Here is a 14,579-nt window from a genome sequence, read left to right on the forward strand (position 1 = left end):
AAGTCGTTTAATTACAAAATCGCGAAAGATTCTTGCGCAACCTGATCATCGAGAACCCTCATGCCACTCAAGGCCGACCTCGACGCCATCGACTGGAAGATCCTGCGCGAGCTCCAGTCGGACGGGCGCATGACCAATGTCGAGCTGTCGAACCGCGTCGGCATTTCGGCCCCGCCCTGCCTGCGCCGGGTCAAGCGGCTGGAGGAAGCCGGCATCATTCGCGGCTATCGCGCGCTGCTCAACGCCCCGGCGCTGGGCCTCGATGTCGTCGCCTTCTGCCTCGTCGGGCTGCATCACCAGGCCGATGCCGAACTGCGTATCTTCGCAGAGCGCACGCGCGGCTGGCCGATCGTGCGCGATGCCTGGATGGTGTCGGGCGAGTCCGACTTCCTGTTGCATTGCGTGGCCAGCGACCTCGGTGCCTTCCAGACCTTCGTCATCGAGGAACTGACCTCGACGCCGAATGTCGACACGGTTCGCACCGCCCTCACCATCCGCCGTGTCAAGGATGAAGGGCTGGTCTCGTTCGAGCGGCCCTGAGCCGGGCGAACGCCCGTACGCTGGCGAGTTCCAGAGGTTCGCCACACCGGTGCCGCGTTGGTATTCGAAAGACGCTGATGTACAAGGCTCTGCCGAACTTCACTGCTTGACCAGGCGCTTGACTGGCTTCTCAAGCAGTTCCAGGAAAAATATGTAACGGTTTTCCGCCCGGAATTGCTTGAGAACAAATGGCGCGAGCAGCATGAATTCCGGGAGGATCCGCCATGGGAAGGGGACCATGACTCGATTTGCAAGCCCGATTTCGGCGCTTATCATCTGCATGAACGAGGCTGGCATGGTCGGCCCGTGCCTCGAAAGCGTCGACTTCTGTGCCGAGATCATCGTCGTCGATTCTGGTTCCACGGACGGCACCCTGGACATCGTGCGGGAATTTATCACCAAGGGCTATCCGATAAGGTTGATTCACAATGCCTGGCCGGGCTTTCCGCGTCAGCGGCAATTCGCGCTCGATCATGCCACGCAGCCATGGTGCCTTGCGATCGAGGCCGACGAGGCCGTCGACGATGAGCTGCGGCAATCGATCATCGCCGCGATAGGGCCTGGGAACGACGCCGTGGATGGATGGTACATAAGACGCCGCGACAAGCTGAAGGGCTACGGCTATGCGCACCGCTGGGTGTTGCACAACCGGCTGATGCGTCTCTTCCGCCGCGATAAGGCCACCATGGATCTGAGCCTTCGGGTGCATGAATCGTTCGAGGTCCCGGGCGAGACCCGCACGATCGACAACGGTGTGATCCTGCATCGCCGCGAAGTGACCGTCGAGGAGGACCTGGCAAGGGCCAACACCTACTCCAGCCTCAAGGTTGCCACGCTGGTCGAGAGAGGCAAGAAGCCCGGCCTGGTGCGGCTGGTGCTGTCGCCGCTCGGCAATTTCCTGAAATTCTACCTGGCCAAGCGCTACTTCCTGTGTGGCCGGCATGGCTTCGTCTACTCGATGTCGGTGATGATCTATTCCTTCGCCACCGAGGCCAAGCTCTACGAAGCCTCGCGGCGCGACGACCAGCTGTAGACCCTCAATCCCCGCGATCCCCAACGAGCGTCTCGATGGCGGCGGTGAGGCCGCCGAGATCGTGGTCGTCATGCAGGCGCCTGATGGCGAAGCCAGGCTGGAAGGCCGCCTCGCCGTCGACCAGCCAGCCTTGTGCTAGGCCGGCGCGCCGGGCCGCCTGCATATCCGCCGGCTTGTCGCCGACCATCAGGGAACCCTGGAGATCGAGATCAAGGCGCCTGCCCGCCTCGATCAGCATGCCTGGATTGGGCTTGCGCATCGGGTGGTCCGCGATGGCGAGCGGCCCGACACCGGCCTCGTGATAGCCGCAGGCCAGCACCATGTCGACGAACACACCTTCCCCATGCAGCAGTTCGAGCACGCGGCCGTTCACTTTGGCGAAGACGTCCCAGCCGAAATAGCCGCGCGCGATGCCGGACTGGTTGGTGACGATGACCACCGGGATGCCGCACCGGTTGGCGGCGGCGATCGCCGGCAGCATCCCTGGCCTGAGCTCGATTTCGGCCGGATCGCTGGGATAGTCCGTATCGACGTTGATGGTGCCGTCGCGGTCGAGGAACAGCGCCGGCGAGCGTGCCGGGAAAATCCTGTCGCCGATCCGCTCCACCCACAGGCCGGGTTCGGTCAGCGGGTGCGGTGTGCCGATCCTGTCAGCCATTCGACAGGCGGGCTTCGACCACCTCGCACAGATAGTGATAGAGGCACAGATGGCCTTGCTGGATGATAGGCGTCGAGGTCGAGGGGACGTTGAGCAGGATGTCGGTGAGCGGCTTCAGCTTGCCGCCAGTGTCGCCGGTCAGGCTGATCACCGTCATGTCCATCATCCGTGCCTGTTCGGCGGCGGCGAGGATGCTCGGCGAATTGCCGCTGGTCGAGATCGCCAGAAGCACGCCGCCGGCCGCGCCATGCGCTTCGACCTGGCGCGAAAACACCGTGTCGAAGCCGTAATCATTGCCCCAGGCGGTCAGCATCCCGGCGTTGGCGGGCAGCGCGATGACATTGTAGGCCTTGCGCTCCTTGAGGAAGCGGCCGACCAGTTCGGTGGCGATGTGGATGGCGTCGCTGGCCGAGCCGCCATTGCCGCAGACCAGCAAGGCCTTTCCCTGGGAAAGCGCCGTCACGACGGCGCTCGCCGCCCGCTCCATCTCGCCGGTCAGATCGCGCTCGACCGTGGCAGTGATGGCGGCCGCCGAGCGGACCAGATAGTCGTTCAGTTCAGACATGAGATCCCTCAGTTGGTGGCGCCACCGGCGCGCAATTTGCCGATGGTGCCGGTGGTGCTCTTGCCGGCGACGAGATCGACCAGCACGACGCGCCCGCCCGCCTTTTGCACCACATCGGCACCGACCACGGTGTCGACCGTGTAGTCGGCGCCCTTGACCAGTATGTCGGGCAGAAGCGCCTCGATCAGCGCCAGCGGCGTATCCTCCTCGAAGACAATGACGGCATCGACCGAGGCGAGCGCTGCCAGCACGCAGGCGCGGTCATGCTGGTCGTTGACGGGGCGGCCCGGTCCTTTCAGCCGCCGCACGGAGGCATCGCTGTTGAGCCCGAGCACCAGCCGGTCGCACTGGCTGCGCGCCGCGTGCAGCAGGCTGACATGGCCGGCATGGAGGATGTCGAAGCAGCCATTGGTGAAGCCGACGCTCAGGCCCTCCGCCTTCCACGCCGCCACCATGCGCGCGGCCGAGGCGGCGTCGAGGATGGCGTCCTTGTGCGCGGTCGGACCATGCGAGCGAAACAGCGCGCCGGTAAGTTCCTCGACGCTGAGCCGCGCCGTGCCGCGTTTTCCCACCACGACGCCGCCGGCGGCGTTGGCGATGGCGGCCGCGGCGACAGGATCGGCGCCGGCGGCAAGCGCCAGTGCGAAGGTCGCGATCACCGTATCGCCGGCGCCAGAGACGTCGAACACCTCGCGCGCCTGGGTGGCGATGTGGCTTGCCTCGTCGGGGCCGACCACGCTCATGCCTTTTTCGCTGCGTGTGGCGACGACGAACTCGAAGCCATGCGCCGAAATCAGTTCGCGCGCCGCCGCCACGATCTCCTCATCGCCGAACACCGCGCGGCCAACGGCCTCGCCTAGCTCCTTGCGGTTGGGCGTGACAGCGGTCGCTCCGGCATAGCGCTCATAGTCGCGGCCCTTCGGATCGACCAGCACCGGCTTTCCCGCCTCGCGGCAGATGGCGATCAGCTCGGCGGCGACGCCGTCCAGCAAGATGCCCTTGCCATAGTCGGACAGGATGACGATGTCCGCCTGTTTCAGCGCATCCCGGAAACGGCGGATCAGCTCCGCCCGTTCCGCCGCGCCGAGCGGCTTGATCTCTTCCTCGTCGAAACGCAGCACCTGCTGGTTGAGCGCGCTGAAGCGGCTCTTCGACGAGGTCATGCGGCCGCGCTGCTGCGCAAGACCCACTGTCTCGGCGCCAAGCTCGCCCAGCATCCGCACCAGGCTGTCGCCGGCGGGATCCGTGCCGATCACCGACACCGGAATGCCGCGCGCGCCAAGCGACACGATGTTGGCCACGACATTGCCGGCGCCACCCATGGCCGAGCTTTCGCCGCGTCCATGCAGCACCGGGATCGGCGCTTCGGGCGAGATCCGCTCGATGACGCCATTGACGAAGCGGTCGAGGATGATGTCGCCGACCACCAGCACGGCAATGTCGCCAAAGCGCGCGATGGCGCGGTGCAGGGGCTCGGGAGAAGGCGGATTGTGCTTGATCATGTCATCTGCCACGCGCGGGAAACGCCGATCTCAGATATGTCGAAACACCAGATTTGCGAGGCCGGTCGGTCATGCCTGCCGATATACCGCAATTCGGCACAGCGCAACGCCGAGGCGAAGGCAAACCCGGACAGGTCAGCTTTTCTGCAAGGCGACGTGCACGCCAAGCCCGACCAGCACCGCGCCGCCGGCCCGCTGCATCAGCCGCTGTGCCCGGCTCGAACGCCGCAGCCGGCCGATCACGAGGCCGGCCAGGAACACGCAGACGACATCGGCCGAGGAGAACATCAGGTTGACGATGGTGCCCAGCACGACGAATTGCAGCCACACCGGGAACGCCGCCGAGGCATCGATGAACTGCGGCAGGAACGCCATGAAGAAGATCGCGGTCTTGGGATTGAGCACCTCGACGGTGATGCTCTCGAAGAACGCGCGCCGCGCCGACTTGCGCTCGATCGCGGGCAATGCCACGTCGCCCTCCACGCGCTTGCGAAACAGCGAGACCCCCAACCAGATCAGGTACAGCGCGCCGACCAGCTTGACCGCCATGTAGAGCGGCGGCACGGCGTGGAACAGCACCGACAGGCCGGCGGCGGCGGCAAAGACATGCACATAGCCGCCCAGATGAATGCCGAGTGCCGCCGTCAGCCCCGACCAGCGCCCGCGCGCCATCGTCTGCGCGGCGGCATAGAGCATCGCCGGGCCCGGGATATAGGCGAAGATCGCCGTGGTGGCGAAAAACGCGATCAGCAGTTCGGTCGACGGCATTTCTTGTCCCTTGATAATTGCGTCTCGGACAGGCCGTTAGTCCGCCCGTGGGATGGCTTTGGATTGGCCTGTGCGAACAGCCGCAATGAAAGCCGACATGACTTTTTTGTGGAATGAGGGGCTGAAGGCACCGAGGCGCGCACCCGGTTCGAAATAGGCAGACGATTCCAGGATATCGTGATTGTACTCGTCGACCATGACCCAAAGGGGAATAGGGTCAAGACCGGCGCGGTGGCGTTCAATTTCCGGAACGCCAACGGCTACGCGATCGCGGCCCGGCTGCGCGGAGGTGATCGCAAGAATGAAAAGGTTCGTGCCTCCGGCTTTTCCGGGAAGAACAGCGACGAAGGCGACAGGCCTGGTCTTGCGGCCTTCGGTCTCGCCATCTCCATGTTGGCGATGCCACAGATATGGATATCGCCAGACGTCCGCGGCAATGGGTTTAATCACGGTCCAATTCCGCGGCGTACTCCTCAAGCATCTCGATATGTTCCAGCGGTGCATCCTCCGCCGCGTAGGCCCGACGGCTATCGTTGCCGAAGTGCGCTTCGTAGGTCTCGATGCTCATCAGGACGTATCGCGGCTTGTTGTGACGAGTTATGGAGACCGGCTGCTGGCTGGCAGCCGCAAGCACGTCTCCGAGATTCTGTTTCAAATCGGTCGATGGATAGTGTTTCATCGGATCTCCATTTTGGACATAATAGACAAAATGGACAAAACAGACAACCGCGAATATGGCGAGATGGAGAGACCACCTGCTTTGTCGACAGCCCGGCCAGCCTCCCTTATAAGGACCGGAATCGTACGCAACCAGAGGCCTTCATGATCATCGTCACGGGCGGCGCCGGCATGATCGGCTCCAACATCGTCGCCGCGCTCAATGCGGAAGGCCATGACGACATACTGGTCGTCGACGACCTCACCGATGGCCACAAGATCGCCAACCTCGCCGATCTCAGAATATCGGACTATCTCGACAAGGATGATTTCCTGGGCCTCATGGAGGCCGGCTCGCTCGGCCGCATCGAGGCCGTGTTCCACCAGGGCGCCTGCTCGACCACCACCGAGTGGAACGGCAAGTTCATGATGGAGGTGAATTACGCCTATTCGAAACGGCTGCTGCATGCCTGCCAGGCGCTGCGCGTGCCCTTCCTCTACGCCTCCTCGGCCTCGGTCTATGGCGGCGGATCCGAGTTTCGCGAGGAGCCGGCGCTGGAGCGGCCGCTCAACGTCTATGCCTATTCCAAGAAGCTGTTCGACGACTATGTCAGGCGCACCGTCTTCGGCAGCGATCATTCGCAGGTCGCCGGCCTGCGCTACTTCAACGTCTATGGCCCGCGCGAGGCGCACAAGGGCGCCATGGCCTCGGTCGCCTTCCACCTGTTCAACCAGGTCGAGCGCGGTGAAAATCCGAAGCTGTTCGGCGCCTATGACGGTTTTGGTCCCGGCCAACAGAGCCGCGACTTCATCCATGTCGGCGATATCGCCGACGTCAATCTGTGGCTGTGGAAGCGTGGCGCGAGCGGCATCTTCAACTGCGGCACCGGCCGCGCCCAGCCGTTCCGCGCCATCGCCGAAACGGTCATCGACACGCTGGGCAAGGGCGAGATCGAGTTCATCCCCTTCCCCGACCACCTCAAGGGCAGCTACCAGAGTTTTACCCAGGCCGATATGTCCCGCTTGCGCGGGGCCGGTTATAACGGTCAATTCCGGAGCGTCGAAACTGGCGTCAGAGACTATGCCGAATGGCTGAAAGCCCAACGATCCTCGTGATCGGCCCACGCTGGGTGGGCGATATGGTGATGGCGCAGTGCCTGTTCTCGGCGCTGAAGGAACTCCATCCCGACGCCGCGATCGATGTGCTGGCGCCGGCTTGGGCGGCACCTCTGGTCAAGCGCATGCCTGAAATCCGCCAGCAGATCGACTTTCCGCTGAAGCCCGGCGCGCTCGAATTCAGCCATCGCCGCCGTTTCGGCCGCCTGCTGCGCGGCCGCTACGACATGGCCTATGTCCTGCCGGGCAGCTGGAAGTCGGCGCTGATCCCGTTCTTTGCCCGCATTCCGCGCCGTTTCGGCAATTTGCGTGAAATGCGCTATGGCTTGCTCACCGACATCGTGCCCTTGCCCGACGCCGTGAAACGGCGCACCGCGCAAGCCTATTTCGGCCTCGCCCAGGGCGGCGGCTTCCGCGCGCCCCGGCTGACCGTGGACCCGAAGAACCAGGCCAGCTTGCTTGAGCGTTTCGGACTGGCGCCGCAGGAATTCGTGGCGCTGATGCCCGGTGCCGAGTTCGGCCCGGCCAAGCGCTGGCCAAGCGAACACCATGCCGGACTTGCCCGCGACTTCATGGGCAAGGGCTTGAAGGTCGCCCTGTTCGGCTCGAAGAACGACCGCGACGTGACGGCCGAGATCGCGGCGCTGGCCCCTGGCGTCGTCGACCTCGCCGGCCAGACGCGGCTGGAGGACGCCATCGACCTGATCGCCGCGGCGCGGCTCGCGGTCTCCAACGACAGCGGGCTGATGCATGTCGCGGCCGCCGTCGGCACGCCGATCGTTGCCGTCTACGGCTCGACCTCGCCTGAAAACACGCCGCCGCTGGCGGAGCGGCGCGAACTGGTTTGGCTCGGCCTGTCCTGCTCGCCTTGCCACCAGAAGATCTGTCCGCTCGGCCACCTCAATTGCCTCAGAACAATGGAAGTCGGCCAGGTCGCCGCCGCGGCCGACCGGCTGCTGGAAGTTCCGGCCGCGGCATGAAGGTGCTGATCGTCAAGACCTCGTCGATGGGCGATGTCATCCACACCTTTCCGGCCCTCGAGGATGCCTCCCGCGCCCGGCCCGATATCGCTTTCGACTGGTGCGTGGAGGAGGCGTTTGCCGGTATCGTCGCGCTGCATCCGGCGATCGGCACCATCCACACGGTGGCGATAAGGCGCTGGCGGAAGGCCCTTTTCGACACCAACACCTGGCACGAGGCGGCTGAACTGCGCCGTGCCTTGCGCGGCTGCCGCTACGATCTCGTCATCGACGCGCAAGGCCTGCTGAAATCGGCCCTGGTGGCACGCCAGGCGCGCGCACCGATCGCCGGTTTCGATCGGTCGAGCGCGCGCGAACCCTCGGCGACGCTGTTCTACGACATCACCTACGCCGTGCCACGCGACCTGCACGCCATCGAACGAACGCGCCGGCTGTTCGGGCAGGCGCTCGGTTATCGGCCCGATCTCTCGACGCTCGATTCCGGCATAGTCGCGCCGGTGGGCGCGGTCGCGCCCATCGATGGCAAGATCGCCTTCCTGCTGCATGGCACCAGCCGCGAGGACAAGAAATGGCCTGCCGAGGACTGGATCGGAACAGCCCGCCTGCTGGTAGAGCGCGGCATGACACCGGTAACCACCTGGTCCAACGAACGGGAAAAGGCGGTGGCCGAAGCGATCGCCAAGGCCGTGCCATCCACGGTCGTGGTGCCCAAATCGCCGCTGGCCGACATCGCCGCCATTCTCGGCCGCTCCACGTTGATCATCGGCGCCGACACCGGGCTGACCCACCTCGCCAGCGCTTTCGGCTTGCCGACGGTCGCGGTTTTTCTGGCGACGGAGCCGGGGTTGACCGGTCCGCGCGGGCCGTACGCATCGACGCTCCTGGCAACGCCCGGGGACCATGTGATGCCTGAACAGGTAGTCGCGGAAGCGGAACGACTTTTAGAGCTTAGCCGGGCAACCACCGGAAAAGGCTGACTTTTCGACCGAACGATTGGGAAAGGTCAGCGCTGCCCCTCATCTGCCTGCCGGCATCTTCTCCCCGTATAGAGACGGGGAGAAGGGGCTGAAACACGCTGTCGGCGCCCCGTACTGACAATTGGCGAAATCATCGATGACAGCGTCTTTCTCCCCGTCTCTATACGGGGAGAAATGCCCGGCAGGGCAATGAGGGGCGGCGCCAACCTTGGTCGGAAAGCGCCTATATGCGAAGCAGCGCCCAGCCGACGCCCTCAGATAAACTGCACCTGGACGATCTCGTACCCGCGTGCACCACCGGGCGCATTGACCTCGATGGCGTCGCCGACTTCCTTGCCGATCAGCGCACGCGCGATGGGCGAGGAGATCGAGATGCGGCCGGACTTCACATCGGCTTCCTGGTCGCCGACGATCTGGTAGGTCTTCTTTTCCTCGGTATCCTCGTCGACCAGCACCACGGTGGCGCCGAACTTGACCTTGTCGCCGCTGAGCTTGGTGACGTCGATCACCTCGGCGCGCGCGATCAGGTCCTCGAGTTCGTTGACACGGCCCTCATTGAGGCTCTGCGCCTCCTTGGCGGCATGATATTCGGCATTTTCGGACAGGTCGCCATGCGAGCGCGCCTCGGAGATCGCCTCGATGATGCGCGGCCGCTCTTCCTGCTGGCGCCAACGCAGCTCTTCCTTCAATGACGCGAACCCCTCGCCTGTCATCGGGACCTTGTTCATAATGCCTGACCTTTCCTGCCACCGCCCCCGCGTTTCGGGGGAAGCCTTGTCGTTGGGTACAAAAAGAAAACGGTCCGGCAGCCTCGGGCTAACGGAACCGTTTCACCGCAATTTGCTAAGATATAGCAATCTTTGCGGGCTTTTCACGCTCAAAAATCAGTTTTGCAAAAAACTTCCGCTGTTTTGATGGGCGGATGCGGCCGCCATGGCAAACAAAAACGGCCGCGATCGCTCGCGGCCGCTTCGAGAAATCATCGAGGCCCGATCAGCTCCTCATGAAATGTTCGATCTGCTCGGCCAGCATGCCGTATTCGCGCGAACCCTTGCCGGTGCGCTTTTCGATCTCCGCCAGCTGCTGCTGGGCACCGGCCAGGTCGCCGATCTGCAGATGCGCCTCGCCGAGATATTCGCGCACCAGCGTGTAATTCGGGTCGATGCGCAGCGCCTCCTCGTAATAGCCGAGGCCGACGGTCACGCGGCCGGAATGGCGGTGCGAATAGCCGAGATAGTTGAGAATGCGCGGATCCTGCTTGTTGGCGGCAAGGACGAGAACCGAGATCGCCTCGTCATAGCGGCCGGCCATCGCCAGCGCATGGCCCGCGTCATAGATGCTGTCGTCATCCAGCATGCCTTCCTTGGGCGGTACGCATTTCTGCTTCTTCTTGTCCCAGACCTCCCCCTTCTTGCATTGGGTGACAGTCTGGTCGCTACCGCCGCCGCTACTACCGGCGGCGAATGTCGGAACGGCAAGAAACTGCAGAGCGATAAGCGCGCTCGCCGCCTGGATCAGCACTCTTTTATGCATCGAAGCCTCCTGGAGGGTGTGACAATGCAACATTAACGCCGAGTGGCCCGCGTTTCATCCCGGAAAAATCAGGCCTGGAGAACATCAGGTGACGGATGCCGCAAATCCGCTATCATCCGGCAAACGACTGACGGAGACGGCCCGTGCAGCGACGGCTTGAAAAGGACTGGGATCTCACGATCGGACCCGACACCGTGCGGCTGTTCATTCTCAAGGCCAAGGCGCTGAGCGCGGCCGTCAACGAGGACTACGCCGACGGCGCCGAACACGAGATCGAGTTCGACGGCGACACGCATGACAACCACCACCATGACGGCCTTGCCGAGGAAAGCTCGGAAAACCTCACCGAGGAAGAGCTGCGCGAGCTGATCAACGACCTCAACGTCGATGAAGCCGCCGAGCTCATCGCGCTGGCCTGGATCGGACGCGGCGACTATGACGCCGCGGAATGGTCCGAAGCGGTGGCGGCGGCGCGGGAGCGGGCCAACAAGCGCACGGCGAAATATTTGCTCGGCATGCCGCTGCTCGCCGACTTGCTGGAGGAAGGGCTCGAAGCGATCGGTGCGTAACGTGCCGGTAACCGATTGTGATCCGTTCGCGGGGCAACCTAGGCATGCCGACGCCGTTTGCAGGCGATGGCAACGCTGAGCTTTTCCCGATTTTGCACTCTGGCGCTGCTTTTGGCGGCCGCGGTCCTGCTGGTGACGCCGGCCGACGCCAGGCATCGTCACAAACATCACGGGCCGCTAAGCCCGCGCGTGGATCAGCCGCTGACGCAGCGGGCCGATCAGCCGCTGCGGCCAAGAGGCAAGCAGCGTGTGCGATCGCGGGGCAAGCAGCATGTCACACCCCGACAGGCACCCCAACAGACCCAGCAGACGCCGGACCAGCCGATCGCGCCCCCGGATGTTCCGGTGCCTGCGTTGCGTCCGGCGGACGCACCAAAGGCCGACGCCGCAACCGCGCAGGAGAAAAAGACGCAGGAGCCAAAGGCCCCCCACGCACCCGACCAGCTCAATGAAGAAAAGGCAAAGCAGGCGCGGCCCGAGCCTTCGGCCCCGGAGCCGTCCGTCGACACGGAAAGCGAGCCGGAGCCGCCCGCCGAAGTGCCGATCCCGACGCAAAGGCCCGACATCTCCGAACCCGGGACCCAGCCGCCGGCCGTGGCTCCGCAACCGCCGCCCAAGCCGGCGGATGCGGACGACAAGAAGATGCTGCCTGACCCACGCTCGGCCGATCTTCCAGAAGACAAGATGCCGGCTGAGGAAGTCGCCTGCCGCGAGCGCCTGAAGACGCTCGGCGTCGAATTCGAGGAGCACAAGGCCGAGAGCAACCCCGAAATCGGCTGCTCGATCCCCTACCCGATCATGCTGAAGACGCTCGGCAAATCGATCGCGATTACCCCCGGCACCGAACTCAACTGCCCGATGGCGGAGGCTGCCGTGCGTTTTGCCGCCGACGTCATCCAGCCGGCGGCGAAGGCCGAATTCGGCGCCGACCTCAAATCGATCAGCCAGGCGTCCGCCTTCGTCTGCCGCCCGCGCCACGGCACGCGCAAACTGTCGGAACACGCTTTCGGCAACGCGCTCGACATCGCCAGCTTTACGCTGTCCGACGGCAAGACGATCGAGGTCGGCCCGGCGCCGCCGGAAAAGGACGGCAAATTCCTCGACGCCGTGCGCAAGGCGGCCTGCGGCCCATTCAAGACCGTGCTCGGACCCGGCGCCGATGCCGACCATTCCCTGCATTTCCATTTTGATCTTGAGCCACGCCGCCACGGCGGCACGTTTTGCCAGTGAGCGGAATGATCCCTGCCGCAATTCAGCCGCAGGCGTGAACGCGGGCGCTGAGCTTTCCTTTACCCTTGATCGTTAAAATGCCGGACATCTGGGAACAGGGATCCGCCGATGGCCGGGATATTCCGCGCCGCCGTGATGGCTGCGCGCCGAGCAAAACCTGCAGTGATGGTCGCCGCCGGCCTGACACTGGCCACGGTTTCGGCCTGCAACACCGGCAGCGTGCTGTCGCTGCAGCCGGCCGTCGATGTCGGCGCGCAGACCGCGGCCGTACCGCAATATCAGGGCATGCAGAGGCTTGTTCCGTCCAATCCCTATATGACGCAGGCCGCCTATCCGCGCATGGACGAGCCGATGTCCCAGCCCGAGCAGATGCCGGCCAGCGAAACCGATTGCCGCAGCGAATTGAAGCGGCTCGGCGTCACCTACACCGATCTGGCGCCCATCCATGAGGGCCAGTGCGGCATCGACTTTCCGGTCAAGGTCTCGGCCATCGGCAGCGTCCAGATGAAGCCCGCCGCGACGCTGACCTGCGACATGGCCGCCACCTTCGCCGCCTGGACGAAGAACGAACTCGTTCCCTCCGCCCGCTGGCGCTACTTTTCCGGCGTCAAGACCATTCACCAGGGCTCCAGCTATTCCTGCCGCAACATTGCCGGCGAAGGCGTGCTGTCCGAGCACGGCAAGGGCAACGCGCTCGACGTCATGAGCATCGAGCTCAACAATGGCGACGACATCGACGTGCGCAAGCCCGGCCTGTTCGCCTTCCGCACCCGCGGCTTCCTCAACAATGTGCGCGCCGACGGCTGCCAGTATTTCACCACCGTGCTCGGCCCCGGCTACAATTACGACCACCGCAACCATTTCCATTTCGACATCAAGAACCGCAAGAGCGGCTACCGCGCCTGCCGGTAGGAAAAGATCAGGCGTCGCCGGTGGACGCGATAATTTGCCGGGCCACGAGATCCTGGATGCGCCAGAGATTCTTATCGCGAATGCCGCTTTCCTCCAGCTTGCTGACGGTCCGGAACAGATACTGCGCCGACGAGCCCCAGTGTCCGGCGGCTCGCGCCAGCGTGTCGGCAACCTGCTCCAACGGCAGCCGTCCGGCATAGGCCTTGCCACCCGGCGCGGCGACGAAAGCCAAGGCGCGCAACGGACCCTCCCTGGTCTTGACCTTGATCCAGCAGGGCACGTTGGTTGGCGGGTTGGCATCGATCTCGCGGCGCATCAGCTGGCCGATTTGCCCGAAATGATCTTCGTCAGGCAGCCGGTAGACGATCCCATTGCAGCTGCCGCCGCGGTCCAGCGCCAGCATCAAGGCAGGCAAGTCGCGCGTCCCGCGCCAACGCGTCAGCTTGAGACAGAATGAGCGATGCCATCCCGGCGCCGTGGCGGGACGCTGTTCAACATGGACGAACTCGGGATTCCAGATCAGCGACCCATAGGCAAAGACCCAGAGCGCTTTGGGCCGATACTCCGAAAGCAGCTTATCGACCAGACGATCGAACTCCGCATCCGTGTGCTCATTGGTCCCTGGCTCCGGTCCCGGATCGGGCTCAACGCGCTCCACCCTCGCCACAAGCTCGGCGGTCAACACCATTGACCTGTCGCCTACCAGATTCCGCCCCATTGCCGCCCCCGCGCTCAATGGGGCGATTATAGATTGGCGACGCGGGGCTTGCCATTGATTAAAACGGTCTGCCGGGCGACAGATATCGCACCGTATCGAGGGTACATGAGCCAACGAAGCTTTCGGCGAAGCGCAACAGTGTCGATGGCTGCCCTGCTGGCTGCCTATGTAGTGCTCGCCTATGTCGCGGCGCCGGAATTCTGGACATTCCGTGATCGCGGCTTCCGTGACCGGCGTTTCGAGATGGTGACGCACACGTCGCAGGGCATTCCGGGCGACCCGATCAATGTTGGCCTGGTCGGCACCGAGAAGGAACTGGTCTATGCTTTCGCCGTCGCCGGCTGGGACACCGCCGACGCCGTCACCTTGAGAACCGCCATCGATATCGGCGAAAGCGTCCTGTTTTCCCGCCCCTATCCCGATGCCCCGATGAGCCGCCTGCTGTTCGAAGGCCGCGCCCAGGAACTCGCCTTCGAGAAGCCGGTCGGCGACAGTGCCGACCGGCGCCACCACGTCCGTTTCTGGCAGACCGATACGATCGGCGACGACGGCAGGCCGCTCTGGCTGGGGGCCGCCAGCTTCGATCGCGGCGTCGGCTTGAGCCACGACACCGGCGCCATCACCCATCATATCGGCCCCGATCTCGACGCTGAACGCAACTTTTTGATCGGGGCTCTCAATGCCGCCGGGCTGCTGCTCTCGACCAGCGAGATGGCGGGCATCGGCGCCACCACAACCGGCCGCAATGGCGGCGGCGACCCTTATTTCACCGATGGCAAGGCCATCGTCGGCGTGCTGAAGCAGTTGCCGTGACCGGGAGA

The 14,579-nt window shown here is 64.2% G+C and carries 18 protein-coding genes; 9 read left to right on the plus strand and 9 right to left on the minus strand.

What is annotated here, in order from left to right:
• The first annotated feature begins 60 nt into the window (after nt 1–60).
• A complete protein-coding gene (locus LB564_RS29830) occupies nt 61–540 on the plus strand; it encodes an Lrp/AsnC family transcriptional regulator (RefSeq protein WP_140704957.1) in 480 nt (159 codons plus the stop codon).
• A 238-nt stretch (nt 541–778) separates the two neighbouring features.
• A complete protein-coding gene (locus tag LB564_RS29835; protein WP_224542663.1) occupies nt 779–1,573 on the plus strand; it encodes a glycosyltransferase family 2 protein in 795 nt (264 codons plus the stop codon).
• Nucleotides 1,574–1,577: 4 nt separating this feature from the next.
• On the opposite strand, the gene gmhB is transcribed toward LB564_RS29835, so the two are convergent.
• From gmhB to LB564_RS29865, 6 genes are all read right to left on the minus strand, one after another.
• On the minus strand, nt 1,578–2,231 hold the full coding sequence (gene gmhB, locus LB564_RS29840; protein WP_224542664.1) for a D-glycero-beta-D-manno-heptose 1,7-bisphosphate 7-phosphatase: 654 nt from the start codon (nt 2,229–2,231) through the stop codon (nt 1,578–1,580).
• Complete coding sequence (locus LB564_RS29845) at nt 2,224–2,796, minus strand: SIS domain-containing protein (RefSeq protein WP_140704951.1); 573 nt, start codon at nt 2,794–2,796, stop codon at nt 2,224–2,226. Before LB564_RS29845 ends, gmhB begins: the two co-directional genes overlap by 8 nt.
• Before the next feature lie 8 nt (nt 2,797–2,804).
• The gene (rfaE1, locus tag LB564_RS29850) at nt 2,805–4,298 is read right to left on the minus strand and encodes a D-glycero-beta-D-manno-heptose-7-phosphate kinase (protein WP_224542665.1); all 1,494 of its coding nucleotides are present in this window, start codon (nt 4,296–4,298) and stop codon (nt 2,805–2,807) included.
• 135 nt (nt 4,299–4,433) lie between these two features.
• The gene (locus LB564_RS29855) at nt 4,434–5,066 is read right to left on the minus strand and encodes a LysE family translocator (protein ID WP_140704947.1); all 633 of its coding nucleotides are present in this window, start codon (nt 5,064–5,066) and stop codon (nt 4,434–4,436) included.
• Nucleotides 5,067–5,102: 36 nt separating this feature from the next.
• Entirely contained in the window at nt 5,103–5,516 is a 414-nt protein-coding gene (locus tag LB564_RS29860) for a hypothetical protein (protein WP_224542666.1), read from the minus strand.
• Nucleotides 5,509–5,745, minus strand: coding sequence for a type II toxin-antitoxin system Phd/YefM family antitoxin (locus tag LB564_RS29865; protein ID WP_224542667.1), 237 nt, complete (start codon nt 5,743–5,745; stop codon nt 5,509–5,511). The genes LB564_RS29860 and LB564_RS29865 overlap by 8 nt, the downstream gene beginning before the upstream one ends.
• Before the next feature lie 143 nt (nt 5,746–5,888).
• Here LB564_RS29865 and rfaD point away from each other — a divergent pair, with 143 nt between their 5' ends.
• From rfaD to waaC, 3 genes are read left to right on the plus strand one after another with little or no spacing between them, the layout of a single operon-like run.
• Nucleotides 5,889–6,839: an ADP-glyceromanno-heptose 6-epimerase gene (gene rfaD / locus LB564_RS29870; RefSeq protein WP_224542668.1), complete on the plus strand. Its 951-nt coding sequence runs from the start codon at nt 5,889–5,891 to the stop codon at nt 6,837–6,839.
• Nucleotides 6,812–7,819 carry a lipopolysaccharide heptosyltransferase II gene (gene waaF, locus LB564_RS29875; protein WP_224542669.1) on the plus strand — a complete coding sequence of 336 codons (1,008 nt, stop codon included), beginning with the start codon at nt 6,812–6,814 and terminating at the stop codon, nt 7,817–7,819. The genes rfaD and waaF overlap by 28 nt, the downstream gene beginning before the upstream one ends.
• On the plus strand, nt 7,816–8,796 hold the full coding sequence (gene waaC / locus LB564_RS29880) for a lipopolysaccharide heptosyltransferase I (protein ID WP_224542670.1): 981 nt from the start codon (nt 7,816–7,818) through the stop codon (nt 8,794–8,796). Before waaF ends, waaC begins: the two co-directional genes overlap by 4 nt.
• A gap of 254 nt (nt 8,797–9,050) precedes the next feature.
• Here the strand turns inward: waaC and greA are convergent, their stop codons facing one another.
• Together greA and LB564_RS29890 are read right to left on the minus strand one after the other, a co-directional pair.
• Nucleotides 9,051–9,524: a transcription elongation factor GreA gene (gene greA, locus LB564_RS29885; RefSeq protein WP_008877613.1), complete on the minus strand. Its 474-nt coding sequence runs from the start codon at nt 9,522–9,524 to the stop codon at nt 9,051–9,053.
• A gap of 265 nt (nt 9,525–9,789) precedes the next feature.
• Entirely contained in the window at nt 9,790–10,329 is a 540-nt protein-coding gene (locus tag LB564_RS29890; protein WP_140704939.1) for a tetratricopeptide repeat protein, read from the minus strand.
• Nucleotides 10,330–10,472: 143 nt separating this feature from the next.
• Between LB564_RS29890 and LB564_RS29895 the strand changes: the two genes are divergently transcribed.
• The 3 genes from LB564_RS29895 (at nt 10,473) to LB564_RS29905 (ending at nt 13,040) form a co-directional block, all read left to right on the plus strand.
• A complete protein-coding gene (locus LB564_RS29895) occupies nt 10,473–10,898 on the plus strand; it encodes a DUF3775 domain-containing protein (protein ID WP_140704937.1) in 426 nt (141 codons plus the stop codon).
• Nucleotides 10,899–11,087: 189 nt separating this feature from the next.
• Nucleotides 11,088–12,128 carry an extensin family protein gene (locus tag LB564_RS29900; RefSeq protein ID WP_224542696.1) on the plus strand — a complete coding sequence of 347 codons (1,041 nt, stop codon included), beginning with the start codon at nt 11,088–11,090 and terminating at the stop codon, nt 12,126–12,128.
• Nucleotides 12,129–12,236: 108 nt separating this feature from the next.
• On the plus strand, nt 12,237–13,040 hold the full coding sequence (locus LB564_RS29905; protein ID WP_224542671.1) for an extensin family protein: 804 nt from the start codon (nt 12,237–12,239) through the stop codon (nt 13,038–13,040).
• A 7-nt stretch (nt 13,041–13,047) separates the two neighbouring features.
• Here the strand turns inward: LB564_RS29905 and LB564_RS29910 are convergent, their stop codons facing one another.
• Entirely contained in the window at nt 13,048–13,728 is a 681-nt protein-coding gene (locus LB564_RS29910) for a gamma-glutamylcyclotransferase (RefSeq protein ID WP_224542672.1), read from the minus strand.
• Nucleotides 13,729–13,863: 135 nt separating this feature from the next.
• Here LB564_RS29910 and LB564_RS29915 point away from each other — a divergent pair, with 135 nt between their 5' ends.
• The gene (locus LB564_RS29915; RefSeq protein WP_224542673.1) at nt 13,864–14,571 is read left to right on the plus strand and encodes an LssY C-terminal domain-containing protein; all 708 of its coding nucleotides are present in this window, start codon (nt 13,864–13,866) and stop codon (nt 14,569–14,571) included.
• The last annotated feature ends 8 nt before the right edge of the window (nt 14,572–14,579 follow it).

Source organism: Mesorhizobium sp. ES1-6 (assembly GCF_020164775.1).
GTDB lineage: Bacteria > Pseudomonadota > Alphaproteobacteria > Rhizobiales > Rhizobiaceae > Mesorhizobium.

What these genes read in the sequence shown, in the direction of transcription:
- LB564_RS29905 (WP_224542671.1), top strand. Translation starts at nt 12,237, where the DNA reads ATGGCCGGGATATTCCGCGCCGCCGTGATGGCTGCGCGCCGAGCAAAA.
- LB564_RS29855 (WP_140704947.1), bottom strand. Translation starts at nt 5,066, where the DNA reads ATGCCGTCGACCGAACTGCTGATCGCGTTTTTCGCCACCACGGCGATC.
- rfaE1 (WP_224542665.1), bottom strand. Translation starts at nt 4,298, where the DNA reads ATGATCAAGCACAATCCGCCTTCTCCCGAGCCCCTGCACCGCGCCATC.
- gmhB (WP_224542664.1), bottom strand. Translation starts at nt 2,231, where the DNA reads ATGGCTGACAGGATCGGCACACCGCACCCGCTGACCGAACCCGGCCTG.
- LB564_RS29830 (WP_140704957.1), top strand. Translation starts at nt 61, where the DNA reads ATGCCACTCAAGGCCGACCTCGACGCCATCGACTGGAAGATCCTGCGC.
- LB564_RS29910 (WP_224542672.1), bottom strand. Translation starts at nt 13,728, where the DNA reads ATGGTGTTGACCGCCGAGCTTGTGGCGAGGGTGGAGCGCGTTGAGCCC.
- LB564_RS29845 (WP_140704951.1), bottom strand. Translation starts at nt 2,796, where the DNA reads ATGTCTGAACTGAACGACTATCTGGTCCGCTCGGCGGCCGCCATCACT.
- LB564_RS29865 (WP_224542667.1), bottom strand. Translation starts at nt 5,745, where the DNA reads ATGAAACACTATCCATCGACCGATTTGAAACAGAATCTCGGAGACGTG.
- LB564_RS29835 (WP_224542663.1), top strand. Translation starts at nt 779, where the DNA reads ATGACTCGATTTGCAAGCCCGATTTCGGCGCTTATCATCTGCATGAAC.
- LB564_RS29915 (WP_224542673.1), top strand. Translation starts at nt 13,864, where the DNA reads ATGAGCCAACGAAGCTTTCGGCGAAGCGCAACAGTGTCGATGGCTGCC.
- LB564_RS29890 (WP_140704939.1), bottom strand. Translation starts at nt 10,329, where the DNA reads ATGCATAAAAGAGTGCTGATCCAGGCGGCGAGCGCGCTTATCGCTCTG.
- waaF (WP_224542669.1), top strand. Translation starts at nt 6,812, where the DNA reads ATGGCTGAAAGCCCAACGATCCTCGTGATCGGCCCACGCTGGGTGGGC.
- greA (WP_008877613.1), bottom strand. Translation starts at nt 9,524, where the DNA reads ATGAACAAGGTCCCGATGACAGGCGAGGGGTTCGCGTCATTGAAGGAA.
- waaC (WP_224542670.1), top strand. Translation starts at nt 7,816, where the DNA reads ATGAAGGTGCTGATCGTCAAGACCTCGTCGATGGGCGATGTCATCCAC.
- rfaD (WP_224542668.1), top strand. Translation starts at nt 5,889, where the DNA reads ATGATCATCGTCACGGGCGGCGCCGGCATGATCGGCTCCAACATCGTC.